This is a genomic window from Dysgonomonas sp. 521 (assembly GCF_010501055.1).
Classification (GTDB): Bacteria; Bacteroidota; Bacteroidia; order Bacteroidales; family Dysgonomonadaceae; genus Dysgonomonas.
Genome location: NZ_QVMO01000008.1, coordinates 112,748 through 138,254, shown reverse-complemented (window position 1 = coordinate 138,254; position 25,507 = coordinate 112,748). Strand labels below are relative to the sequence as shown.

Here is a 25,507-nt window from a genome sequence, read left to right as displayed (position 1 = left end):
AATCAAAATCCATGTCCATGAAGAAAGGACCTCTTACCATTAAAGACATTGCAAAAGACCTGAATATATCGCCCTCGACCGTATCGAGGGCTTTGAAAGACAATCCGGACATCAGTCCGGAAACCCGGAAACTGGTACAGGATTATGCAAAGGAGCATAAATATAAGCCTAATGCGTTGGCTTTAAGCCTTAGGACACAGCACAACAACATCATTGGAGTCATTGTGCCCGAGCTCGCTAACCATTTCTTTTCGGGTGTATTATCCGGAATGGAAACCGTGGCGGAAGAAAAAGACTACCATGTAATTGTGTGCCAGTCTCTTGAGGACTATAAAAAAGAAGTAAGAAATGTACAGACCCTGATAAAAGCCCGTGTATGTGGCGTATTGATATCCCAATCGAAAACCACAACGCAGTACGAGCACTTTCAGGAATTGATTGACAATGACATACCCGTCATTTTTTTCGACCGGATCTGTACAGGGATTGACTCTGACAAAGTGGTGGTGGATGATTATAGCGGGACACTTACCGCGGTAGAATACATGATTAAAACAGGCTGTAAGCGTATAGCCTTCTTCTCCGCCCCAGCCCACCTCGAAATATCGAAGAACCGGAAAAACGGCTATCTGGACGCACTCCGGAAATATCAGCTGCCCGTAGAAGAACTATTGATACGCACAGCCGATACCAAACAGCTCGGATACGAAAGAGCGATGGAGATACTTCAGGAAGATGATCGCCCTGACGCTTTTATGGCGATGAACGATTATACAGCCTCCGGCATACTGGTGGCCTGTAAAAAGCTAGGACTAAAAGTCCCTGGGGATATATCCATCTGCGGATTTTCGAATTCGAACATATCGCAGGATACAGATCCTATGTTGACTACAATGGATCAGCACCCTATCGAAGTCGGGATGGAAGCGATGAAATTGATACTGGAAAAGATAGAAAACCCGGAGAACACATCCAGGAAAAATAAAATAATAAAAACATCCTTAATCGTCAGGCAAACAACACGCAATATCTCTGACGCGTAAGATACAATGTTTATACAAAAAACGTACGTACCATGAAACAAAAACCAACTCTCACTTTTTGGCAAATCTGGAACCTTAGTTTCGGATTTTTGGGTATACAAATAGGATATTCGCTACAAAGCTCGCAAACGAGCCGCATCCTCTCAGCTTTAGGAGCCGATCCGCATCATCTTCCTTTATTCTGGTTAGCAGCGCCAATAGCAGGACTGATTGTACAACCCATCATAGGTATGTCGAGCGACCGCACATGGACGCGTTTAGGACGCCGTATTCCGTTTATTTTGGGAGGAGCTATAGTTTCGGCTATCGCCATGTTCTTTATGCCTAATTCGGAGTTTGTAGCAGCTATTATGCCTCCGGTTTTCTTTGGAGCCGGAATGCTCCTGTTTATGGATTGCGCCTTCAATGTATCCATGCAACCTTTCCGCTCGCTGGTCGGGGATATGGTAAATGACAAGCAACGGAATCTCGGATATTCTACCCAGAGTTTCCTCACCAATGTAGGTGCGGTCGTAGGTTCCTTCCTGCCTTTTATACTCACATGGATCGGGATTCAGAATATACCGGAAGCCGGCGAAAAAGTCGCGCCTTCGGTTATATGGTCATTCTATATCGGTGGATCGGCACTTCTATTAACTGTTTTATGGACGAGCTTCAGGGTAAGGGAATACCCACCCAAAGAATATGAAGAATATAATAATATAACAGAAGCGGAGAAGCAGAAGAAATCTTTCCTGGAAATATTGAAAAGTACTCCAAAAACGATGCTGCAACTGGCTGTTGTGCAGTTTTTCTCCTGGTTTGCCCTATTCCTTATGTGGGTATATGGCATTGGAGGAATCGCCGAAAATGTATGGCATACGACAGACCCTTTATCCGAAGCCTATAATGAAGCCGGGAACTGGAATGGTGTATTAAGCGGGGTCTACGGTATTTTTGCCGCCGTATTCTCTATATTTATGGCCAAGATAGCTGACAAGCTGGGACGTAAAAAGGTGTATTCATTCTCTTTATTACTTGGAGCTTTGGGCTTGATGTCAATGTTCGTCTTCGAAGATAAATATTTACTACTCATATCTATGATAGGCGTGGGTATAGCATGGGCCAGTATATTAGCGATGCCTTATGCGATATTATCGGCAGCCCTTCCTGCCAGCAAGATGGGTGTTTATATGGGCATCTTCAATGCAACCATTACCATCCCTCAGATAGTGGCAGGGCTTACAGGCGGTCTTCTTCTCAGGTATATCGCAGGGGGAAGCTCTATTATCATGCTGATAGTGGCAGGTGTATCTATGTTGTTGGCTGCCATATCCGTAGCATTTGTACAGGATTCAAATAAAAACTTGGAACCTGAGTCTGTAAAATAAAAAAGATTCATTACCAAATTATATTCTATGAGAAATAAATTATTTATTGTCATTGCTGCCATAGCTCTGATCTGTTATTCGTGTAAGCCAAAGCCGCAAGCAGATAACGCAGAAGCCCAACCTGAAGAAAAATGCACCGTAAAGCATCTGGATTGGACCCGTAATGCTGTCATATATGAGGTAAATGTAAGGCAATATACCAAAGAAGGGACTTTCGCCGCATTCGAAGAACACCTTCCCCGCCTGAAAGAACTTGGAGTAGACGTGCTTTGGTTTATGCCTATACATCCTATTTCAGAGAAGAACCGTAAGGGTACATTAGGCAGTTATTACGCTGTAAAAAATTATAAAGAGGTCAATCCTGAGTTTGGAAATAAGGAAGACTTCAAACGAATTGTAGATAAGGCTCATGAGATGGGATTCAAGGTAATCCTCGACTGGGTGGCAAACCATACAGGCTGTGATAACATCTGGACTACAGAGCACCCCGACTGGTATATGAAAGACAGCGTGGGCAACCTCAAGAGCCCGTATGACTGGACCGATACATACGAACTGGACTATGACAACAAAGATATGCGCACGGCGATGACCGATGCCCTTAAATATTGGATAAAGGACTTCAATATAGATGGCTATCGCTGCGACATGGCGCATGAAGTACCTACCGGCTTCTGGAATGATGTACGCAAATCGTTGGATAGCATCAAACCTGTATTTATGCTTGCCGAATCGGAGAACTACGATCTGTTGGAGCATGCTTTCGATGCCAATTATTCATGGGAACTAATGCACATGATGGCTGATATAAATAAAGGGATGAAGAATGCCGACAGTATCGCCTCTTATATACAAAAACTGGATACAATCATGTGTCCTGATGCATACAAGATGGTATTCCTTACCAATCATGATGAGAATTCATGGAATGGTACAGAATTCGAGCGCTACGGGAAAGGGGTAGACGCTTTTGCCGTCCTCGCATATACTCTGAATGGCATGCCGATGATATATACCGGGCAGGAAATAGGATTGAAAAAACGCCTTTCCTTCTTTGAGAAAGACATGGTGCCTTCATGGGCAGAAAATGCCACTACCAAGTTTTATAAAAGGCTTAATGAGCTGAAACATACGCATCCTGCACTACAGGCTGGGAAAGGCGGCACTTTCAAAAGATACAATACTTCAGCCAATAAGGAACTGCTGATTTATTCAAGGGAAAGAGCCGGACAGGAAATCGTTGTGATGCTGAACCTTTCGAACAAGAATATCGATTACACCAGTAATGACGCCATAGGACGCGGTAGTTACACCGATTATTTTGCCGGAGTAAATGTACCGGAATTACCACGTTCGTTAAAAGCATGGGAATATAAGGTGTTTGTAAGGCCTAAGTAAGCATCATTATTGCTTTTACAAGTAATACAAGAATAGTATTTAGAATATATATAAAAGCTTAAGAGGAAACTTTTAAGCTTTTCTTTATATATAATTAATCCTTTCAAAAGGTAACAGTGTGAACAATACATTTACTTATAAGAGCATCACACAAAACCTATAATCTAAATAGGGTGTGTCAAAAGTATTTTTTCATATCTTTTTACATACGCTCCGCTCCTGTGACCGTTGGTTGTCATGTTGAACGGAGTGAAACATCTCGTATCTGGTAGGTCGAGATTCTTCGTTGCACTCAGAATGACAAAGAGAGTAGCAATTTGATAGAGATGTTTTACTTTTGACACACCCTCATGCTCATTCAAAAAAAGTGACAAAAGTGACAGTTTCTTTATTGTTTTTCTCTGTTACTTTTTTATTCTCGCAAAGACGCTAAGGCACAAAATACAAATAAATCAAAGAACAAAAAAGTAACAAAAGTAACGGTATCCTGTATATTTATATTGTTACTTTATTTTTCCTTTCAGAAACTGTTTAAATTTTATTCGTTCAAATTTTTAGAGATGTTTTTAGAGATGTTTATTTACATACGCTTTGCTCCTGTGACCGCTGGTTGAGTTGAGAGAAAGGAAAAAACAGCCGAAAACAGACTAAAAATGAACGAAGAAAAAGGTATAATAAAATATTCGTATAAAATTTAAACAATTTCTCAGTATGTCAAAGAACTTTATACTAGATAATTTTATTTCAAAAAAACAGAGATATTCTTTCAATAATAACTTTCAGCTGAATCTATATAAAAACAGAAAAGGTTACTCATCTAAGTAACCTCTTCAACTTTATATTTTATTTCTTAATTCTCGTGATGAGCAGTAGCTACAGCATCGAATCGTGACTGAACGAAGTCCAATTCAGTTTCGATACGCTGACGCTCTTTGGCAAGGCTTTCAGGAGTTGTAAAATATTTACCCAGGTCTCTCATTCCAACACGGTAAATACAACCTCTGTAATACCTGTTCCTGAAAATATCATAGATAGACGCGTTACTCAATACCGGAGTGATATTAGCAACCGCTACCGGAGAAATCGCTCTGGCCAGATAAACGCTTACATCGTCAAACATTGCCCAGAACATAGGGAATTGTCTTCCTCTGTCGCAAACGACCGGGCAAATAGCCTGAACGCGCACATCGCCTTTTCCGGTCTTAATATCATAATACCACCTTTCTTTTACCAGATAACCGATAATATTCATATTTGCCAGATCTTCACGTTTCACTGCCAAAGTATTATTATCGTTTTCAGTAAATCCGATCCGGTTCTGTTCCATTACTTCTTTAGCTGTCAGGGCGCTATTGTCGTTGAAGTCCGGCTGGTCTTCAAACTTATATACTGTAATAGTATTGTCTGAAATAAGATTCACAAGAAGTGAGAATAAATTCGCACGTTTGTCTGTAGATACTGCAGGATAGAACAGAGATTCGTTGCCTTCCACATCATAAACTTCCCGGTATATATCACGCGTCCATGTGGCAGAATAATAATCATTCATAGAGTTTTCCATAACGAAAAGTTCTCTGGACGAGATTTCAGTGACCATATCTTCTGTAGTAGATGTAGCTGGCGAACCATTCATCATCCTGTATGCGTTGTTTGCTGAGTTTTGCGCAATAAGTGAACTCGTCATAAGTAGTCCACCAAACATTAATGAAACGATATATTTCATAAGATGTATATTTTGTGTTAATTAATTAATCCTTATTTCCATTGGGTACAAATCCCGTTCAACACCATCCGGACCTTTCGCTTTTATTGTTGAAATATAGAATACCGTACCTCGAGTCATTCTTCTTATCTGATCTAACTGACGTGATGAAAAACTTGCTCCATTAGACATTTCCGGTGCCGTATTACCCATCGCATCAATCGACATTGTTCTAAAACTTAGTACCTGAAATGGAATATTTAAGATACCATCGTCTATAGAAGCCTTTATTCCCGGTGTATTCAAAATAATAGACCTGGCTAAAGCTCCTTTTCTAAAGACTTTAGGACTGCCATTCTGGTCTGTATATTCAATAAACGGAAGCGGCTCAGGCAAAGGACGTATCCTCAATTCCTTACGGGCGATAAACTGTTGTGTTCCATTTACTTTAGCAGATACAGAAATCACAAATTTCTGGCCGATCATCGAGGCTGACGGCACTGCTACCCAGTCTTTACCGGACGCTCTCAGAGTACCTCCGCTTACGACTGTTGCCTGTACATCCTGACTTGCTACTCCCGGCACGGTAATTGTCAGCGTATTCTGAACACCTGCATACAACACATCCATCCAATGCGGAGCAACTGTTGCCATCGGTTCCATTACTGTATATTCCTGAGAAAAATCCCGTTTAACAGGCATACCGCTTCTGTCCATCATTTCAATGAAACCATTGAATCTGAATGTACCTACAGCGCCTGTACCTGCTTCATACATACCATTTTTTTCAGTCGGCAACTCTTTGCCATTTACAACTATGCGAGGACGTTGAGTTGTATCTACAGCGGCCAAAATAATATTAGCCCTGTATGGCACACCTTTCATAACCATACTCGACTGTGGCACAACAAAAGCACTCAGTTCGTTTACACGAATATCTTTTAAGTCAATGTTCTTCGCCAAATCATTCAGCACCTCCCCTTCTGCCTGCTTTACATTTACCTGCAATTCCGACAGATAAGTAATAACTGCGATACTCGGCATATTTTCGAAAGAAGCCGTTATCCACGATTTATTCTCCTTTTTAGCTCTGGGAGAAGGCTCTGTGGATAGGGTACTCATCACTATCTTACGCTTTGCACTATCGGGTATCTGAGCGACCATAACCTCACGGTAGCGATCCAACATTTCTTTTAATCTTTTTCCGTGTCCACCCACCGGTGAGAGCATTACTTCGGAAGAAGCATCCAGGTTATCCTTCGATTTCAAGTTATCAATATCGGCATCGGCTCCGTCGCTCTTCTTGGCTATTTCAAGCTTCAAATGCTGAAGATAGCCAAAGATAGAATCAGTCTTGACCTTTACAGCCTGTGCCCTATCATAAGAATCTTTGGTTTTTTCAGGATTACTATCATAGGAAGCATTGATATCCGCATATATTTGCTTATTACGCTCATCTGTGACTTCGATCGATTCCTGAATATTATCATTAATCATCACAAATCCATCCAACACCTCTGTAGAAACATTTAAAGCCAGCATCGCAATAAAAACCAGATACATCAGATTTATCATCTTCTGCCTTGTCAATTGCCCTTTACTTAAAGCCATCTTTTATTCTCTTTTAGTTTCTAATTCAGTTTTTTCTTTTAGAATTTAGGTTGGTTTGGATTATTATTAGTCGTCATAGCTTGCAATAAACGAGCATATACATTGTTCAAAGCTTCAATATGTTTCGTCATTTTTGCAGACTCTTCTCTGAACATGTAACTATCACCAATAGCTCCATCATATAAATTCTTCATCCTACTCAAGCTATCGTTAATGTACCGGATAGCCGACATTTGTTCAGTTATAGTCTGTAATTGTGCGTTAAATACATCGTTCAAACCACTAACATTCTGGTTTAATGTAGTTATATTATCTACAAATCCGTTTGTTTCGGTGATCTGGTTGTAAGCTTTCAACAGTTTCTGCGAAGCTTCATTCAAAGACTGTATCGTAGTCGAAAATTCTTCTAAATTTTGGGCTGTATCGGATACACTTTGTCCATAATCAGGTGCGCCTGTCCTTACTGTAGAAGACTGGCCTCCTGACGACGTGGCTGCATACGAACCACCGGATGCAGGCGATGATGGAATGCCTCCAGCATTACCTACAACTGTAGTTGTACCACCTTGGCCGCTACCACCTCCCGATTGAACAACGCCACCTCCTGAAGAGGTACTGCCGGGAAAGGATGTACCACCACCTGAGGATGATCCACCAACTACTACGACCGAAGAACCGGAGACGCCGGAAGCAGCTGTACTACTTCCGGACTTTCCGTTTCCTGTTGTTTTTATATCAGATGACGAGTTGTCATCATAGTTAGCTCCGCTTATAATTACTCCAGATAAAGCATTTGCTCCAACTTCATTTCCTGACGGCGATGTATAGTCAAATCCGGCAGCGATAAAAACGATAACCTCCACAATCATACCAATCATTAAGACCTCGTTACCGCCTTGTATATGCATAATTTTAAACATTGCTCCAAGAATAACAACAGCAGCACCCCAGCTATAGAGGATATTAAATACAGTCTGTCCTCTCCTACTAGCTATTAACCGTCTAAAATTATGCCATGCTTTTTTCATTCGAGAATTACTCTAAAAGTTTTATTTCTTAATAGACTTTACCTTTTTCATTAAAGTTCCATGTTCTTACACATCTGAAACCAATGAATGAACGGCCTTTATCTTGGAATTCTACAGAACGATCTCCTGACTTAACAGTAGAATCTTTCCATGAACCACCTTTTACAATTTTACGTTTCAACACTTTCGGATCTGCAAGCACAGCCCTATAGCTAAAGTCAGGATTCGCCTCATCAGCCATACGGTCTACAGACTCAGTGAAAGTTGTCGTAGTCCATTCTGCGGCATTACCAGCCATATCATACAAACCGAAACGGTTAGGCAAGAATGTTGCGACCGGCGAAATCAAGTCTTTCAGGTCTTTCGATGCTCTGAAGTTTGCATGAGCCAATCCATCAGTAGTATGAGTCTTATCTGAATACCAAGGGTAGGTCAATTCTGAGCGACCATTTCTGGCTGCAAATTCCCATTCTGCTTCTGTAGGCAAACGATAACCTTCAAATCCATTCAGTTTACATTTCTTTTCTGCTATCATGCGGTCTGTACGCCAGGCGCAATAAGCATCGGCCATTTCCCAGGATACACCCACTACAGGATGACCATCATAGGCTTTGTCTGTAAAATATTTTCCTACATATTGCTCACTCTTGGCGTTAGCAAAATCCGTCATCCATGCCATTACATCCGGATAGATGTTCACAATGTATGTGTTTGTGAAATCCATTTTATCTCCATGTGACGTTCTGGCTAATGTTTCACGAATAATATCGCCTCTGGAGTTTACATACGCTGTATCTTTCGATATAACAATAGAACGTGCATCACCCTCTTTTAGTTTTGCTAAAAATGCAAAATAACTCTTAGAATCAAACCAATCGTATTTATAATTTAAAGCAGCACTTACTAAACCTGATTTGTCGGCAGCATACGGATTACCTCCCATAACACTCGCAATAGCAGCAGCTTCACGTTGCGTCGGATTTTTCCAAGGGATTGATTTATTCCAGTTCAAACGCTGGCCTACAGAGTTATTACGATCATCTGGTTTAACTAATACTTTAAACGTAGGGTCTCCACCATACGCAGGATCTGCCAAACGCTCTCTTATAATAGAGTCACGAACCCAGTAAACAAATTCGCGATACTGTTTGTTTGTAACTTCTGTCTCATCCATCCAGAAAGGGCTAACCGCCACTAACTTGCGAGGTACTTCATCGCCCCATAACGGATCAATTCCTGTACCCAGTTCGATATTACCTCCCGGAACCAAAACCATATTATCACAAGCACGCGCTATATTATAAGGTAAAAGCAAACGGGTTTCGAGAGCCGGATCAATATATTTAGGGTTTCTGAACTTATATGTCACACCTATAGTAGCCTGAGCCATACCATTTGTACTCTTATCTCCTTTTTGGCCATCAAATGTATCTCCAATAAGAACAAGTCGACCTTCTCCAAATATTTGCCAATGCCTTGTAAAATTGAATCCCAGATTCAAACCACCGCTACCACCAAACATAGTTGCGGTTTTAACCCCTCTATGAGCAAAACGTTGGTACATCCCAACTCCCACAAACGGATTTACTTCAAACTTACGTTCGGGCTGGTAACCGTTCAACAGGTTAAGTAAATTGATCTGCACATCTCCGGATATACTCATATAACGCAGATGTTGCATATAATATTGTTCGTTGGGCTGATATCCTAGCGGATGCCATACAGAGACTCCACTTTCATCAACCGGACTATAGTCATAATCAATGCCTTCAATCCAACCCATGTAATCCCAGGCCGGATCTTTTGTAAGCATTTTCAAACCATCGCCATGAGTACCATGTTTCCACCAAACATCATATGTACCACTCCAGCCATCATTGAACCCATGAAGGCTACCACCCGACAACTGGGCACGAAGGGTAACGAATGTACTCATTCTGCGCCCCACAGTAAGCGTTGGAGCCAGAGTCAACCGGCTCTTAAATGAAGGACGGTTTCCACCTACACCATCATCATCTTCGCCTATATACATCTGAGCACCCCCACCAATGGATATAAACCATACCGGATCTTTTAATAAATATTCATTTCGGGAAGGAACCGAATATTGCCCCGAGCTCTCGCTTTGAGCATAAGAAACTATTGACACACAGAGCAATAGTAGTGAAGTCAGTAAAGTCTTTTTGTTCATATGTTTTGTATCAGTTATAGTAACTATATATCAAGTGAGGCAAAGATAATATTTTTTTTTAAATTAATTATTTATTTATTATGTAAAAAATGCCTCCAATCAAGAATAGTCTCTTATTTTTAATACAAATGAAAACATAAAAAGGGGGATTCCAAACAGAATCCCCCTTTTTAACTATTATTTTAAAACTAATTTTGCAGTTCGGATGCCTCATCAAATTTATCGAAAGAACTTGAGGCTAAACGCTGGTAACTCTTATAACGCCACATCGCATTATTCTGAGCTGCAGCGTACAGATCTGTAGCTTCTGTCGGATTTGATTTCTGAAGAGAAGTATAACGAACCTCATTACCAAGGAATTCCTGGAATTTAGACCAATCCGGTTCTTTACTATCCATCGTAAACGGATTCTTACCTTCTTCTTCCAACATTGGGTTGTAACGCCACAAGTGCCAGTATCCGCAAGCAACGGCTGCTTTTTCTTCATCCTGCGCGTGCCCCATCCCTTTTCTCAAACCGTGGCTGATACATGGGGAATAAGCTATAACCAATGATGGGCCTTTGTATTCCTCAGCTTCTTTGATCGCTTTCAGGCATTGTCCCTGATTGGCGCCCATAGCTACCTGAGCTACGTATACATATCCGTATGTAGTGGCAATCATACCAAGGTCTTTTTTACGTATCTTCTTACCGGCGGCAGCAAATTTGGCAACAGCCGCTATCGGAGTCGATTTGGAAGACTGGCCTCCTGTATTAGAATATACCTCTGTATCAAGAACCAGGATATTCACGTCTTCGCCTGTAGCCAGTACATGGTCGAGTCCGCCGAAACCTATATCATAAGCCCAACCGTCACCGCCAAAGATCCAGATTGAACGTTTGATCAAATATTGCTTCAATGAATAGATTTCTTTACAGTAATCACATTTATCCTTTTCTACTTCAAGTAATGGTAGCATCTGTGCTGTAAGCTCTTTTGTCTTTTCAGCCTCATCCTTATTTTCCACCCATTCTTTATAAAGGGCTTTTATTTCAGGAGAACATTTATCACAATCCTGAGCCTGATTCATCAGTTTCACCAATCTGTCGCGCATCGTCATATTTGCTAATGCGTAACCTAAGCCGAATTCAGCATTATCTTCGAATAACGAGTTTGCCCAAGCCGGACCTTTACCTTCTTCATTCTTACGATATGGAGTAGATGGAGCTGAACCTCCATATATAGATGTACAACCTGTAGCATTGGCGATCAACATGCGGTCTCCGAACAACTGGGTAACGAGTTTGATATATGGAGTTTCGCCGCAACCGGAACATGCTCCGGAGAACTCAAACAACGGAGTTGCAAACTGAGAATTCTTCACATTCAGCTTAGTATCTACAAGATGAGCCTTGCTGGTTACATTTTTGATCATGAAGTCCCAATTGTTTTGCTCAGGGAACTGGGTTCCGATTTCAACCATCTTGAGGGCTGAATTTCCTTTTTTACCCGGACAGATGTCAGCACAGTTGCCACAACCAAGACAGTCGAGAACGTCCACCTGAATGCGGAAGCCCATACCATCGAATTGCTTACCCTGAGCTTTCAGTAAAGTCACGTCAGCCGGAGCTTTTGCCTGTTCTGCTGCATCCAGCACAAACGGACGGATAGTAGCGTGAGGACAAACATAAGCACACTGGTTGCACTGTATACAGTTTTCAGCTTCCCACACAGGAACGAATGCTGCCACTCCACGTTTTTCATATTCGGTAGTACCATGATCCCAGGTACCGTCTTCGCGACCAACGAAAACAGAAACAGGAAGGTCATATCCACGTTGTGCATTTACCGGACGAACTACTTTCTTGATAAATTCAGGAGCATCGTCTTCTACCGGTTTGCCAACAACAATGTTAGCCCATTCTGCAGGGACTTCTACCTTTTCTATTTCGATACCACGGTCTACGGCTGCATTGTTTTTCTTAACCACATCCTCTCCCTTACGTCCGTATGACTTAACGATGAATTTCTTCATTTGCTCTACTGCCAGGTCGTAAGGTATTACGTTCGAGATTTTGAAGAATGCCGATTGAAGGATAGTATTGGTGCGTCCGCCAAGACCGATTTCGGTAGCGATCTTAGTAGCATTGATAATATAGAAATTGATATTATTTACAGCCAGATATTTTTTCACGTTATCGGGCAGGTAGTTACCAACTTCGTCTTTATCCCAAACTGAGTTCAACAGGAATGTACCGTTTTTCTTCAAACCTTTGGTTACATCGTACAGATGCAGGTATGCCGGAACGTGACATGCTACAAAGTTCGGTGTATTTACCAGATATGTAGAACGGATAGGATTGTCGCCAAAACGAAGATGGGAAGCAGTAAAACCTCCGGACTTCTTAGAGTCGTAAGCAAAGTATGCCTGACAATATTTATTGGTGTTATCTCCGATAATCTTAACTGTATTCTTATTTGCACCTACTGTACCATCCGAGCCCAACCCGTAGAATTTGGCTTCGTATGTAGTATCGTCTACCGAAACTTCTTCTTTTTGAGGAAGGGATTTGAATGTAACGTCGTCTACGATACCAATCGTGAAATCGTTCTTAGGCAAGTTCATTGCCAGATTTTCGTATACTGACATAATCTGAGCAGGAGTAGTATCTTTAGATGATAGACCATAAATACCACCTACAATTGCAGGAGCATCAGCTTTTCCGAAGAAACAGTCTTTTACATCCATATATAGTGGTTGTCCTAGTGCTCCCGGTTCTTTAGTACGGTCGAGAACTGCAATTTTCTTCGCTGTTTTAGGTACAGCAGACAAGAACGCCTCAGCTTTGAACGGACGGTAGAGGTGAACTGCCACAAGACCTACTTTTTCGCCTTTAGCATTCAGGAAATCTACAGTTTCTTTGATAGCTTCTGTTACCGAACCCATTGCAATGATTACGCGGTCGGCATCGTCTGCTCCATAGTAATCGAACAAACCATATTTGCGTCCTGTGATCTTAGATATTTCAGCAAGATATTTCTCTACAATTTCAGGAACCGCATCATAGAATTTATTTGCAGCTTCACGCGACTGGAAGTAAATATCATCATTTTGTGCCGTACCACGGGTTACCGGATTTTCAGGATTAAGAGCCCTGTCGCGGAATTCCTGAAGCGCCTTTTGGTCGATAAGCGGAATCAGGTCATTTTGATCCATTTCTTCCACTTTCTGTATTTCGTGAGAAGTACGGAACCCGTCGAATATATTCATAAACGGAATGCGTGCTTCAAGTGTAGCCAGGTGTGGTACTGCCGACAAGTCCATCACTTCCTGTACCGACCCGGAGAAGAACATGGCAAATCCCGTCTGACGAGCTGCCATAACATCCTGATGGTCTCCAAAAATAGAAAGAGCCTGAGCTGCAAGAGCACGGGCTGATATATGAAATACACTAGGAAGAAGCTCCCCGGCAATCTTATACATATTAGGGATCATGAGTAACAACCCTTGCGAAGCTGTATAAGTAGTAGTCAACGCGCCTGCCTGCAACGAACCGTGTACTGCTCCGGCAGCACCACCTTCGGATTGCATTTCCTGCACCCTGAGTACTTCGCCGAAGATGTTTTTACGTCCGGCGGCTGCCCATTCATCAACATATTCTGCCATTGTTGATGATGGTGTGATCGGGTAAATAGAAGCTACTTCACTGAACATATACGAGATATGTGCCGCAGCCTGATTACCATCACACGTAATAAATTTTTTTTGTTTAGCCATACTTTTTGTAATAGTTGATTATCTTTTTTTAGTTTACATTGTTTGATTTGGCTGAGCCAATAGCCGTGTCACTATTGCTCATTTATATTATCAATACAGAAAACCAAATAGCCATAAAGGGATAACATTCTTATCGCCTTTTTCCAGATTGGCAACGACATAAAATATGTCAGGCTTATGCTTTCCTCTGGTCTTCTGTCCTTCTATCTTAAATGTATAATTTCCTTCTCCGTTCTCAACTATAAAGACACTGCCTTTAGCGCCCTTATTCAACTTGCAGTCGCTATGATGTACCTGATTGTAAAAGAAGGTTTCTCGTAATTCCTGATCTCTCACATCCGATAGCTTCAGAGGAAAAATCAAATTGGTATTGTGCATGTAAACCATGTCAGGTTTTTTAGGAAACTCTTCCCCTTCCTGGTACAACATATTTATCAATCTGGCACTCCTCAAATATTCCAGGTAATTGGTAACGGTCGCTCTCGATATTTCGCAATCGATGCTCAACTGGCTGATATTTGGTTTACCCGGGGTAGATAAAGACAATAAATATAATAATTTCCTCAGTTTTGGCAGATATGACATCTCGATTTGCTTGATAGATAAAACATCTACCTCTAACATCATGTTTACCGTTTTAAGTAAATTTTCCGAAAAATTCCTTTTTTCGAGAAAAAACGGATAATATCCGTGATGCATATATCCCCACAGATGGTCTAAAGGATTGATTTTAGAGAATACCTCTTCGGCTATTTCCTGGTGGTTGTTTACAACATCCTCCAGCGTGTATGCCTCAAAGTCCTTTCCGTGCTGGATATTCAAAAACTCCCTGTATGAAAATCCTCTCAGATTGTAAACATCTACAATTGAAGAAATTTCTTCATTTTCGCCGAGTTTCATCACCGTGGAACCGGTAAAAACAATCTTCAATTGTGGAAAACGTTCGTAACATTCCTTTAATTCTTTCGACCAATCCGGATATTTATAAACCTGATCAAGCAACAACGTTTTACCTCCACGGTCTACAAATTCTTTCGCAAAAGATGTTATTGTCCTTACTGTAAAATAAAACTGGTTCATGTTGATATAAAGACAATCCCGCCTGTCCAGCTCAAAGAACTCTTTTGCGTATTGTAACAAAAAGGTAGTCTTCCCTACTCCTCTTGTCCCCTTTATTCCAATTAATCGACGCGACCAGTCGACCTGTTTCATCAACAGCCTGGGTATTGCACCGTCAAAAAGATGCTCAACCAGATATCTATGTGTCCGAAAAAATGATTCCACTCAATATTCAACTTCATTAGTCGTTTCTCGTGACTCGGCATAAGATGAAACAAGTTTCCATTCTGCTCTCGCTACTCAAAACGTTCAACTTCATTAGTCGTTTCTCGTGACTCAGCATAATATGAAACAAGTTTCCATTCTGCTCTCACTACTCAAAACGTTCAACTTCATTAGTCGTTTCCCGTGACTCGGCGTAAGATGAAACAAGTTTCCATTCTGCTCTCGCTACTCAAAACGTTCAACTTCATTAGTCGTTTCCCGTAACCTGCATAACTTAAATAAAAAATCCAGCCCCCGCCCCGCTACTTAGAAACGCTTATTAAAATCAGACGAAGATAACTTTTTTTTATGTCATTGCAAAGTCCAGATAGCAATTTTAATCATTTTTCTTCAAACAATCCATAAAAAAGCAAAGAAAAAAATATTATATCACTAAAAATGTGATATTTCATGTAAAATCAGAATTAATAATCACTATTATTCTAAAGGGTTCATATCTTTGCCAAAATATCATTACTTATAGTATTTTCTGTATATTTTGTCATACACCTGCGTTTCTTTCATCCGCTTGATCCATACATTCAACGAATCGAGCAGTACCGGAGCATCGCGCCTGACCGCCCATGCTTCTAAATGGGTAAAACCTATAAAGGTGGAATAATCTATTTCGGGTAAGGTTTTAGCTACATTCGCCGCCGCTTTTTCGTCACAGACTGCAAAATCGATATCCTTCGCAGCCACCATCATAGCCAGCTGTTCGGCTCCATAGGTAGGGTCTTCTTTTATATAAATAGTGTCCCCTATTTCGTGCGCCAGATTCTGTATTCTCATAATAACGGGAGACTTGGCCGGGACATACAGTGTTTTTTTTGCCAGAGCGAGATGGCTCCTGATAGGCTCTACATCATCATTAAACGCTTTTTTACGCTGTATCAGCACCTGCCTGTTCTGTGCCACGGGTTCGGTGAAATTAACCGAATCCCTCAATTCGGACGTTACCGGTATACTACGTGCTACAATATCATATTTGCCGGATTTCAGCCCATCCATGCTTTTATCTAAACTAGACTCAAGCTGAATATCAACTTCTACGGGTATATATGTCTTCAACAATTGAATGAGATCGTGGTTGAACCCGGCAATCGTATCTCCTGACACAAAATAACCTACAGAGTTATAGTCTGTCACAATATTCAGTACTCCCTGACCTTCTATCCGGGGGTAGTCCCTTGTCTGCTTATCTACCTTATTCTCACGCATAAAGATCCAGATAAGAACCAATATGATGACAATAATAGGTACAGATAAGAAAGCCTTATTTTTCATTGCTATTGAGTTATAGGTTATGAATTATAATCTTTAAAATCTCAATTGATAATATATTTTTGCTAATTGCTCCGCAATTTTTAATTGTTGAAACGCCATGAAATACCCAGTTTCATAATCCGTGGATTTACCGGATAACGGTAGAGGGAGAAAGATTCGCCATTTCCCATCCCGTTAGTCAGGTTGTACATCATTATAAAGAAACGTGTGTATTTGAGATGCAGGTTCAGATAAGCCGTTGTTACGGGGAAATTACCCAATTTGGTATCCCGCTGATTATAGAACTGCATTGTAAGGGGTTCGTAGCCCGGCATATAATACTTGGTATGGAAATGTGCGTCAGCACCCAGCTGCAATGTCAGCACTCTGGCCAGCTTTGTTGTGATATAAATATTGGAATACACACTGAGTGTAGGCAGGGGGATGGCTTCCTCATCGTTACTGTACTGATATACGGCCCGGTTGTCCCAATGAAAGATTCCTGCCTGAAAATTCTGATCGAGGCGAAGGGAGATAACCTGTACATCTCCTCCCCTTTGGGCTACCAGTCCATTCTTATCGTAGTATATCTGACCTGAAATAGTTTCCACACCTCCGCTTATTCTTGTCTTGGAGAAAGACAGTTCGGGAAAGACAATCTCCCCTCCGATATAAACCTTCCGGGTATCTTTTAATCCCATATCTTTCCAGTTCCAGTATTTAGACGAGAAGTTATCCTGAAAGAAGCTTGGGCTTATATTCTTTATATACGCATTCGCTTTTACCGAAAAGTCTTTATTCTTAAAGTTTAGCTTTGTCGTAATCTCTCCCTCAAGCCGGTAATCGCTGTTAATCAGGTCTTTTTCTGCTGTAGCCTTGTAACGGAGAAATTTACCTTTTTCTTTAGATAATACACCACCAACGAATAAAGCATTCTGGCTATAATGTGAAAATGAACCCTGCATACCTATAGCTTGCCCCGCATCATTAGCTATAAAATTCGGCATGGAATATTTTCGCATATCATATTCGATGAATGCAGTCAGGCCGAATTTAGTCCATTTGCGGAAGCCTTCGTTCATAGCCAACGCCAATGTATTCTTGAACGAATAGTAAGACATATAGTCATCCACATCGCCATCATATTTGAAAATCTTCTGCTCTTCGCCTGCATATTCTTTCCAGCCCGAAGCTGAATTATCCCACAGTTGAGCAGTATATAAATCATCCATTCCGGCGTATGTAGAGTTAAACCTGCGGCGCTGATCGGTATAATGGGTGGTGAGAATGGCACTGGCCAGGGGGATGTAGTCTTTCTTCTTACGCATTCCCATAACACTGTCGTTGACAGCATATTCTTCCATATCATTGCCTAAGTCGTAGCGGTTGGTTACATACAGGTGCCGTCCCCTCATCCTGTTCCATGTATCCGTCATCCTGACAGGAATATCCAGAGAGTTTCCTTTAAAGTCTGCCTCTTCGATACTCGGGTCATCGGGGTTGGTTATATACAGGGGGTTGGCTATACCGCCATTTTCGATTATAGTGAAATTGTTATTATGGAATAGCGCGTGCATCTTATACTTGTCTCCGATATAGCTTGCATAAAAGTCGTAGGTCACTCCCTTATTAGCTAACGAATTATAAAATCCACGGGAATAAATATAGTCAAAATTGAAGCCGACATTCAGTTTCTTCCCCATATTCATGGTAATTTCAGCCTGAAAGCGGTTTTCCGCGCTTTGTCCTCCGCCACCGCTCTGGTACTTGATTTCAGAATAAGGAACTTTGGTATTATAGAAAATCTGGTCTTCGGGGTTTTTCCTCCACACACGTACAGGGTCGAGGAATATAAAGCGTGAGGTTTCGGGACGATTGAAGAATATTTTGGATTGAAGCGGCGAACCGATGTTACCCAGATAGCCTACTGCCACATCTTTTCCGTCAACCAGCATACTTTGATGAAAGTCAATTACTGCTGAATCGCGTGGGATAAAGACGCGTTCTCCCAAGCGTGGTGTGATCTTCCACACATAAATATTAGGAACCTCAACCTTAACCGTATCTATCTTCCTGCCACTGGAAGGCAAATTTGTAATACCCGGAGGTAAAGAATCTATTCTTGTACCGGCTACATCGGATGTAGGAATAGCCTTGTCCTGTGCATTAACGACAAGAGAAATTGCAAAAATCGAGAATAGAAAGACTATAATTTTTTTCATCGGTGCAAACTTACACAAAAAATGAAAATGGAGACGTTAATGTTTCTATAAAAACAGATATATGTGTCTATTTATTGCCTCAGCCAGAAGCAATCAACCAAGAGCCTTTTCAGATGACCCCCTTAGTCGATGGTAGTTCGTAATTGAATATATCACGTTTTTTAGCCATTTTCAGAGCCCGTGCCAAAGCCTTGAAAATGCCTTCTATCTTGTGATGTTCGTTTGCGCCTTCCGCCTTTATATTGAGGTTCATCCTGGCTGAATCGCTCAATGACTTGAAGAAGTGCAGAAACATTTCGGTAGGCATATCCCCTACCCTCTCGCGATGAAAGTCGGCATCCCATACCAGCCACGGGCGGCCACCAAAATCGAGGGCAACCGAACACAGGCAATCGTCCATAGGCAGGCTGTAGCCGTACCGCTCGATACCTCTTTTATCGCCCAAAGCCTTATATATAGCTTCACCGAGGGCTATAGCCGTATCTTCTATCGTGTGGTGTTCATCAACATTCAGATCACCTTTCACCTGTATAGTAAGATCCATACCGGAGTGCTTGCCTATCTGCTCCAGCATGTGATCGAAAAAGCCCAGTCCTGTAGAAATATTGCAATCGCCTTTCCCGTCAAGGTTCAGGGCTATATAAATATCCGTTTCTTTTGTCGTGCGTTTTACTTCTGCCTTACGTTCGCCTGCAAAAAGAAATTCAGTAATTACATCCCAGTCGGTAGTTTGCAAGGCGCAAGTATTTTTCAGTTCGTCAGGCAGATTTATACTATCCTGCATAAAGACAGCTTTACATCCGAGGTTTTTAGCCAGCTCCACATCCGTCAGGCGGTCGCCGATAACATAGGAATGCGCGAGGTCGTAATCCTCTGTGAGGTATTTCCCCAGCATGCCCGTACGGGGTTTTCTTGTTGGGGCGTTATCCTCGGGAAAGCTTTTGTCAATTAAAATATCATCAAAGACAATACCCTCTCCTTCCAGTGTCTTCAATATCTTGTTTTGAGCCGGCCAGAAGGTATCTTCGGGAAAAGATGATGTACCCAAACCATCCTGATTGGTTACCATCACAAACTCAAAATCAAGGTTCTTGCGGATAAAATACAGGTTGCGGATCACCTTAGGGTAAAACTCCAGTTTTTCGAGACTATCCAGCTGGTAGTCTACAGGTGGTTCCAGAACCAATGTACCATCGCGGTCGATAAATAATGCTCTTTTTTTCATTTATGGATTAATATATAGCTAGAAAGACTCAAAAGACGAATCCCATTCTCTTTAATCAATAATTACACCACGTTTTTCCATATCCCACATCAGATAAGATTTTTCAGATTTTTCTTCTTTAGGAAGGATATACCGGGTTTTCGTATTTTGCTTTAAGTCAAATACTTCGAGTGTATATTCCCCAATATCACCGGGAACCGCATATCCTGCTATGACAAACATACCATTATCTACCCAGAAAGCGGCATCTGCACTGTCTGAATATCCACGGTATGTAACCAGAACTGCACTCTTGTCTTTACGGTTGAACAGGGTAATTCCCTGGCTATCGTCCGAACCGTCGTAATGGTATTTTCCATCATCAGCCTTGTAGACAAAGGTTGCCTCCAGAACATTCAGATACAAACTCTTATCGGGAGAATAATCATAGAACTGAGGAGTGTATACATCGCGCTCTTTAGTAAATTCGATGTAATTATAGTATGCGTATGTGGTATCCGCCTTCAAATTCTCTATATCCATAGCAACTTCTGCACTTTTCTGAAAATCAGAAATGTTCAGATTATAGTATGTAAGCCAGCCATCTATCTCAGGTTTAAGTTTTGTGGCTAAATTTTCATCAATACTTTGAACGGTCAACGAATCAACTGTTTCTGTAGTAATTTTCGTATCCGAAGTATTATCGGACTCTGTAGTGGCCTGCTTTTTACAACTGAAAGTTATACAGGCAAAAACGCATATTGCAAAAATATATTTCATCTTTAATTACAAATTACACCTCTGGATTTTAAATCATGTATAAAATATTCAGAGCCCGGAGGTATTTCATTCATATCTGTATAATAATTGGCATTTATCTTACCCCTAAGGTACAAAAAACGTTTCGCTTCTTCATAATCTGTATATCCGACAATAATAAAAGTATCGTTATTGAGCCAGAAAGCCGCTTCGGCAAATGCTGACGAGCCAAGCCACAGAATAATCGCGCTATTCTCTTTCTTCCTGTCAGTCAGATAAACTTCCATGCAGTCGTCACCTCCTTCGTAACGCCATTTATTGTCTTCATCCCGATAAACCAATGCTGTCTCACGCACATTCAGATAAAAACGCTTATTGGGAGAATAGTCATAAAGCACCGGCTCATAAATATCGTCTGACTCTTTATTAAACGGTCTATGATAAATAGAGGCGGTATCCACAGATATTGCCAGGTCTTCAAGAGTAGAGGATGTTTCACCTTGCTGCCCTAACCGGAATTTATGAATATCCAGATTATAAAAATCAAGCCAGCTTTTTAGAACAGGCTTTAACTTATTCGCCAGTTTTTTATCAATATAATCCTTTGATTCTGCTTCCTGCCATGCTAGTTCGAGAGGCTGTGCATTTACCATGTTATAATTGATAGAGAACAAGGCAAATATAAAGATAATATTTAAAATAGATTTATTCATAGGCTACTTTTGTTTATTCCCTCTCGCACGGGATAATATCATTATTGCTAACGTTGTATTTTTCGATTAAAGCATCTACTGTATTGTACATAATATGCCCAACGGTATTGGTTGCTGTAATCTCAAAAATGGTGGAATGGATACGGATAGCCCTATAAGGTATCTTTGCATATACATTTTCCATAATAAAATCTACACTTTCGCCTTTTCTGAAGGCATCATTATATGCTTTACAGTGTTCGTCAACAACGGCCTGCGCCTCCGGGATATCTGAGAGCCTGAATGCTTCGATGGAAACACTTCTGTAGTTAATGGTTTTGTCAACAAACAAAAGACATCTGGTATTCTTCAATCCTGTATGTTTAGACAGGCCCAGGTTGTCGCACCAGGTTTGTTTTTGTGCTAACGTATCGATATGAAAGTTTACCGGCCATTTCTTGCATTCTTCCTCAAAGAATGCTTTAAAATCTTCAATAATAAGGCTGTCTTTATCAATTACAGGCTCAGAAACAGGGACAGGAAACTGCGCTGAATCTCCGGCAACGGATATCTTCTCCGCCGCCTGTTTCTTGCAGCCAGCAAACATTAAAAGTATAACAAATATGTAAAGTGCATATTTCATCTTTTTGTAACTAAAGAGACTGTAATGTATCTATCAATATCCTATTCTCTTCGTCTGTGCCCACTGTGATACGCAGACAACCAGCACAAAGCGATACCGAATTGCGGTTGCGCACAATTACCCCTTTGTCTGCCAATTGTTTGTATAGTCCGTTGGCATCACCTACTTTCACCAGCAGAAAATTGGCATCTGTAGGGTATATTTTTTCTACAAAAGACAGCTTTGGTAATTCATTTTTCAGGTAGTCACGCCCTTTCAACAGTGTGGAAATCCATTCTTTCCTCAATTCCAGTTTATCCAGTTCTTCGCTGACAAAATTCTGAGTCAGAATATTTACATTGTATGGGTACTTCACTTTATTGAAAAGCCTGATGATTTCGGGGGAAGAAAAAGCCATACCCAAACGTACGGCAGCTAATCCCCAGGCTTTGGAAAATGTCTGTAAAACAACAAGATTAGGGTATTTATCCAGTTCGCTGAGCCATGAGTCTTCGGAGGCAAAATCAATATAGGCTTCATCGACAATAACAATACCGGCAAAAGAGTCCAGTATCTTTTCTATCTCTTTCCTGTTCAGCAGATTCCCTGTTGGATTATTCGGCGAACATAGAAATATCAGCTTTGTATTGCTATCCACCTTCTCCAAAAGCTTTGCGGCATCGAGGTCAAAGTTTTCTTTTAGCAAAACTTTACGGTATTCTATATCATTCACATCGGCACATACCTGATACATCCCGTATGTAGGGTCGATAGCTACAATATTATCTTTACGGGGTTCGCAAAAAACCCGGATGACAAGGTCGATAGGTTCATCACTGCCATTTCCGAGAAAAATATGCTCCGGCGATACGCCTTTCACCTTGCCTATCTTCTCTTTCAGAGCCCACTGCAAGGGGTCGGGATAACGATTGTATTTATCATTCAGCGGGTTTTCATTTGCATCCAAAAAGACTGAAGCGTCTCCCTTAAACTCATCCCTGGCCGATGAGTAGGGTTTCATATTCCAAACGTTTGCACGTACGAGTTGCTCTAAGTTCATTGTTCTTCAGTTTGGTTGATAGGTAGTTACCACAAATATTATCAACGGTTCGTCACTTGTGTTAATTATCGAATGATAATTATTATCTCCCTGTATAGCAGTCACATTCCCTTTTTTCAGGTTAAACTTCCGGGTAATTTTATCCGGTCCATCGCGTTCGATATATTCGCCTTCGCCATGTACCAGAACATAAAGTTCCTGTTCTTTTTTGCTGCCATGTTCGTGAAATCCTGCCTGGTCGCCTTTGTTCAGCAAAACCATATAGGTACCGATACGGTTGTTTACCAACTCCCCTTTTTCGAAGATGGAAAGCATATATACTACACCGTTGCCGTCATACATCGGGTCACGCTTTTCTATGTCTATCACTGTCCGTTGCGGTTTGGCGAAAGGGGTGAGTGTGATGTCAATGTACTTTGAGACTGTTTCTAATACCTGCTTTTTTTCGTTTTCCATTATTTTATATTTAAAGATTCAAAGATTTAAAGATTTAAAGATTTAAAGATTTAGAGATTTAGAGATTAGCGGGAGTAAGATTTTTCTCCATTCTCAGATGAGGAATACCAACTTCGATAAACTCCTCTCCTACTATATTATAATTGTATTTCAAATAAAAGCCTGCTGCTATTTTTCGGGCATGAAGCGTAATCTTACCGAATCCTTCTTTAATTGCCACAGACTCGGCAAAAGATAGCATGAATGCACCTATCCCTGTTCCCCGAAGGCTATCATCCACAGCCATTTGCCTAAGTTTCACAACATCCTTATCAATTCGGGTAAGGATACAACAAGCGCCAATCCTGCGAGGACGGGGTATAGACAATCCCAACAGAATATCGTTCGCATCTTTTGCCAAATCGTGCTCTGTAAATGACAAGCCAAGAGGTTTCCGCAAGACTTTATCCCGTAGTGCAACCATCTCATTGTATGGTTCACTCTTATATTCTATTAATACCGAAAGTATCATTTTTTCTCCATCAATCGTAATGTTACTGCATTCTTATGTGCGAATAATTCTTCATTTTCGGCCATTACTTCAATTGTTCTTCCCAGATTCCGGATTCCGTCTTTGGTAATCTTCTGGAAAGTAATTTTCTTGACAAAACTATCCAGGTTGACACCGCTATAGGCCTTTGCATAGCCATTGGTCGGCAATGTATGATTAGTGCCGGAGGCATAATCGCCAGCGCTTTCGGGTGTATAATTCCCCAGAAAGACCGAACCTGCATTCACAATCTCGTCAGCAATATCCATATAGCCGGCAGTTTCGATAATCAGATGCTCGGGTGCATACTCATTTGTCATATCTATAACCTCCCGATTGTCTTTCAGGAGAATCAACTTACTGTTTTGCAATGCTTTTTCGGCAATCTCGCGACGTGGGAGTTCAAACAATTGCCGTTCTATTTCATGCAAAACTTCCGAGATGAATGGCTCGCTCGTAGAGGTTAAAACAACCTGACTATCTGCCCCATGCTCAGCCTGTGATAATAAGTCTGCCGCCACAAACGCCGGAATGGAAGTTTCGTCTGCTATGACCTGTACTTCCGATGGGCCTGCCGGCATATCTATGGCTACATCGCGCAGACTGACAAGCTGTTTAGCTGCCATCACATACTGGTTGCCCGGGCCAAATATTTTATAAACCTTCGGTACTGTTTCCGTACCATATGCCATAGCGCCAATAGCTTGTATTCCTCCTGCCTTGAATATCTTATCTACTCCGGCTTCCTTTGCTGCAAATAAAATTGCAGGATGAATCTTGCCTTCCTTATCAGGAGGCGAACATAGAATAATCTCCTTACAGCCTGCTATCTTTGCCGGAATGGCAAGCATCAGCACTGTAGAGAATAACGGAGCCGTTCCTCCCGGAATATACAAGCCAACCTTTTCGATACCTACAGCCTTTTGCCAGCAGGTAACGCCCGGTGTTGTCTCCACCTTCTTTGTCTCGAATAGCTGGCTGCGGTGGAATATTTCGATATTATCCTTTGCCTTACGAATGGCTGCTTTCAACTCATCCGAAACGAGGTTTTCGGCATTATTAATTTCTTCTTCGGAGACAACCAAAGAGGATAGCTTTACCTTATCGAATTTTTCTTCGTATTCGAATACAGCATCATCACCTCTTTCTTTTATATCATTCAATACAGCACTCACCGTATTGTTTAGTGATGATGTATCGAAGACAGGACGAGCCAGTATTTTCGACCACTCCGAACGGGTGGGGTATTTTATTATTTGCATATTTATTAATT

General features: G+C 41.2%; 19 protein-coding genes. 3 read left to right on the top strand and 16 right to left on the bottom strand.

Going from position 1 to position 25,507, the window contains the following annotated elements; genetic code table 11:
• Window positions 1–17 precede the first annotated feature (17 nt).
• The 3 genes from D0T84_RS04605 to D0T84_RS04595 are packed head-to-tail and all read left to right on the top strand — an operon-like array spanning window position 18 to window position 3,811.
• Window positions 18–1,043, top strand: a complete 1,026-nt coding sequence (locus tag D0T84_RS04605; protein WP_163306494.1) for a LacI family DNA-binding transcriptional regulator — start codon at window positions 18–20, stop codon at window positions 1,041–1,043.
• Between the two features lie 32 nt (window positions 1,044–1,075).
• Window positions 1,076–2,413, top strand: a complete 1,338-nt coding sequence (locus D0T84_RS04600) for an SLC45 family MFS transporter (RefSeq protein WP_163306492.1) — start codon at window positions 1,076–1,078, stop codon at window positions 2,411–2,413.
• Between the two features lie 27 nt (window positions 2,414–2,440).
• Window positions 2,441–3,811 (top strand): alpha-amylase family glycosyl hydrolase, encoded by a 1,371-nt coding sequence (locus tag D0T84_RS04595; RefSeq protein WP_163306490.1) that lies wholly within the window; start codon window positions 2,441–2,443, stop codon window positions 3,809–3,811.
• A gap of 850 nt (window positions 3,812–4,661) precedes the next feature.
• Here the strand turns inward: D0T84_RS04595 and gldN are convergent.
• The 16 genes from gldN to hisD all read right to left on the bottom strand — a co-directional run bounded on the left by gldN (window position 4,662) and on the right by hisD (window position 25,496).
• Window positions 4,662–5,534 (bottom strand): gliding motility protein GldN, encoded by an 873-nt coding sequence (gene gldN / locus D0T84_RS04590; RefSeq protein ID WP_163306488.1) that lies wholly within the window; start codon window positions 5,532–5,534, stop codon window positions 4,662–4,664.
• Window positions 5,535–5,555: 21 nt separating this feature from the next.
• Window positions 5,556–7,124 (bottom strand): gliding motility protein GldM, encoded by a 1,569-nt coding sequence (gldM, locus tag D0T84_RS04585; RefSeq protein ID WP_163306486.1) that lies wholly within the window; start codon window positions 7,122–7,124, stop codon window positions 5,556–5,558.
• Window positions 7,125–7,162: 38 nt separating this feature from the next.
• Window positions 7,163–8,152: a gliding motility protein GldL gene (gene gldL / locus D0T84_RS04580; RefSeq protein ID WP_163306484.1), complete on the bottom strand. Its 990-nt coding sequence runs from the start codon at window positions 8,150–8,152 to the stop codon at window positions 7,163–7,165.
• A gap of 28 nt (window positions 8,153–8,180) precedes the next feature.
• The gene (locus tag D0T84_RS04575) at window positions 8,181–10,343 is read right to left on the bottom strand and encodes an SUMF1/EgtB/PvdO family nonheme iron enzyme (protein WP_163306482.1); all 2,163 of its coding nucleotides are present in this window, start codon (window positions 10,341–10,343) and stop codon (window positions 8,181–8,183) included.
• A 188-nt stretch (window positions 10,344–10,531) separates the two neighbouring features.
• Window positions 10,532–14,101 (bottom strand): pyruvate:ferredoxin (flavodoxin) oxidoreductase, encoded by a 3,570-nt coding sequence (gene nifJ, locus D0T84_RS04570; RefSeq protein ID WP_163306475.1) that lies wholly within the window; start codon window positions 14,099–14,101, stop codon window positions 10,532–10,534.
• Between the two features lie 90 nt (window positions 14,102–14,191).
• Window positions 14,192–15,385, bottom strand: coding sequence for an AAA family ATPase (locus D0T84_RS04565; protein WP_370525422.1), 1,194 nt, complete (start codon window positions 15,383–15,385; stop codon window positions 14,192–14,194).
• Between the two features lie 513 nt (window positions 15,386–15,898).
• Window positions 15,899–16,711: a transporter substrate-binding domain-containing protein gene (locus D0T84_RS04560; RefSeq protein WP_163306472.1), complete on the bottom strand. Its 813-nt coding sequence runs from the start codon at window positions 16,709–16,711 to the stop codon at window positions 15,899–15,901.
• Window positions 16,712–16,791: 80 nt separating this feature from the next.
• Window positions 16,792–18,912, bottom strand: a complete 2,121-nt coding sequence (locus tag D0T84_RS04555; RefSeq protein WP_163306470.1) for a putative porin — start codon at window positions 18,910–18,912, stop codon at window positions 16,792–16,794.
• 109 nt (window positions 18,913–19,021) lie between these two features.
• Window positions 19,022–20,137, bottom strand: a complete 1,116-nt coding sequence (gene hisB / locus D0T84_RS04550) for a bifunctional histidinol-phosphatase/imidazoleglycerol-phosphate dehydratase HisB (protein WP_163306468.1) — start codon at window positions 20,135–20,137, stop codon at window positions 19,022–19,024.
• A 51-nt stretch (window positions 20,138–20,188) separates the two neighbouring features.
• Entirely contained in the window at window positions 20,189–20,896 is a 708-nt protein-coding gene (locus D0T84_RS04545; protein ID WP_163306466.1) for a hypothetical protein, read from the bottom strand.
• Window positions 20,897–20,898: 2 nt separating this feature from the next.
• Entirely contained in the window at window positions 20,899–21,588 is a 690-nt protein-coding gene (locus tag D0T84_RS04540) for a hypothetical protein (protein WP_163306464.1), read from the bottom strand.
• Window positions 21,589–21,601: 13 nt separating this feature from the next.
• Window positions 21,602–22,210: a hypothetical protein gene (locus D0T84_RS04535; RefSeq protein WP_163306462.1), complete on the bottom strand. Its 609-nt coding sequence runs from the start codon at window positions 22,208–22,210 to the stop codon at window positions 21,602–21,604.
• A gap of 10 nt (window positions 22,211–22,220) precedes the next feature.
• On the bottom strand, window positions 22,221–23,249 hold the full coding sequence (gene hisC / locus D0T84_RS04530; protein WP_163306460.1) for a histidinol-phosphate transaminase: 1,029 nt from the start codon (window positions 23,247–23,249) through the stop codon (window positions 22,221–22,223).
• Window positions 23,250–23,255: 6 nt separating this feature from the next.
• Window positions 23,256–23,705 carry a cupin domain-containing protein gene (locus tag D0T84_RS04525; protein WP_163306458.1) on the bottom strand — a complete coding sequence of 150 codons (450 nt, stop codon included), beginning with the start codon at window positions 23,703–23,705 and terminating at the stop codon, window positions 23,256–23,258.
• A 58-nt stretch (window positions 23,706–23,763) separates the two neighbouring features.
• Window positions 23,764–24,216, bottom strand: coding sequence for a GNAT family N-acetyltransferase (locus D0T84_RS04520; protein ID WP_163306456.1), 453 nt, complete (start codon window positions 24,214–24,216; stop codon window positions 23,764–23,766).
• Window positions 24,213–25,496, bottom strand: coding sequence for a histidinol dehydrogenase (gene hisD / locus D0T84_RS04515; protein ID WP_163306455.1), 1,284 nt, complete (start codon window positions 25,494–25,496; stop codon window positions 24,213–24,215). Before hisD ends, D0T84_RS04520 begins: the two co-directional genes overlap by 4 nt.
• Between the last annotated feature and the right edge of the window lie 11 nt (window positions 25,497–25,507).

What these genes read in the sequence shown, in the direction of transcription:
- D0T84_RS04605 (WP_163306494.1), top strand. Translation starts at nt 18, where the DNA reads ATGAAGAAAGGACCTCTTACCATTAAAGACATTGCAAAAGACCTGAAT.
- D0T84_RS04600 (WP_163306492.1), top strand. Translation starts at nt 1,076, where the DNA reads ATGAAACAAAAACCAACTCTCACTTTTTGGCAAATCTGGAACCTTAGT.
- D0T84_RS04595 (WP_163306490.1), top strand. Translation starts at nt 2,441, where the DNA reads ATGAGAAATAAATTATTTATTGTCATTGCTGCCATAGCTCTGATCTGT.
- gldN (WP_163306488.1), bottom strand. Translation starts at nt 5,534, where the DNA reads ATGAAATATATCGTTTCATTAATGTTTGGTGGACTACTTATGACGAGT.
- gldM (WP_163306486.1), bottom strand. Translation starts at nt 7,124, where the DNA reads ATGGCTTTAAGTAAAGGGCAATTGACAAGGCAGAAGATGATAAATCTG.
- gldL (WP_163306484.1), bottom strand. Translation starts at nt 8,152, where the DNA reads ATGAAAAAAGCATGGCATAATTTTAGACGGTTAATAGCTAGTAGGAGA.
- D0T84_RS04575 (WP_163306482.1), bottom strand. Translation starts at nt 10,343, where the DNA reads ATGAACAAAAAGACTTTACTGACTTCACTACTATTGCTCTGTGTGTCA.
- nifJ (WP_163306475.1), bottom strand. Translation starts at nt 14,101, where the DNA reads ATGGCTAAACAAAAAAAATTTATTACGTGTGATGGTAATCAGGCTGCG.
- D0T84_RS04560 (WP_163306472.1), bottom strand. Translation starts at nt 16,711, where the DNA reads ATGAAAAATAAGGCTTTCTTATCTGTACCTATTATTGTCATCATATTG.
- D0T84_RS04555 (WP_163306470.1), bottom strand. Translation starts at nt 18,912, where the DNA reads ATGAAAAAAATTATAGTCTTTCTATTCTCGATTTTTGCAATTTCTCTT.
- hisB (WP_163306468.1), bottom strand. Translation starts at nt 20,137, where the DNA reads ATGAAAAAAAGAGCATTATTTATCGACCGCGATGGTACATTGGTTCTG.
- D0T84_RS04545 (WP_163306466.1), bottom strand. Translation starts at nt 20,896, where the DNA reads ATGAAATATATTTTTGCAATATGCGTTTTTGCCTGTATAACTTTCAGT.
- D0T84_RS04540 (WP_163306464.1), bottom strand. Translation starts at nt 21,588, where the DNA reads ATGAATAAATCTATTTTAAATATTATCTTTATATTTGCCTTGTTCTCT.
- D0T84_RS04535 (WP_163306462.1), bottom strand. Translation starts at nt 22,210, where the DNA reads ATGAAATATGCACTTTACATATTTGTTATACTTTTAATGTTTGCTGGC.
- hisC (WP_163306460.1), bottom strand. Translation starts at nt 23,249, where the DNA reads ATGAACTTAGAGCAACTCGTACGTGCAAACGTTTGGAATATGAAACCC.
- D0T84_RS04525 (WP_163306458.1), bottom strand. Translation starts at nt 23,705, where the DNA reads ATGGAAAACGAAAAAAAGCAGGTATTAGAAACAGTCTCAAAGTACATT.
- D0T84_RS04520 (WP_163306456.1), bottom strand. Translation starts at nt 24,216, where the DNA reads ATGATACTTTCGGTATTAATAGAATATAAGAGTGAACCATACAATGAG.
- hisD (WP_163306455.1), bottom strand. Translation starts at nt 25,496, where the DNA reads ATGCAAATAATAAAATACCCCACCCGTTCGGAGTGGTCGAAAATACTG.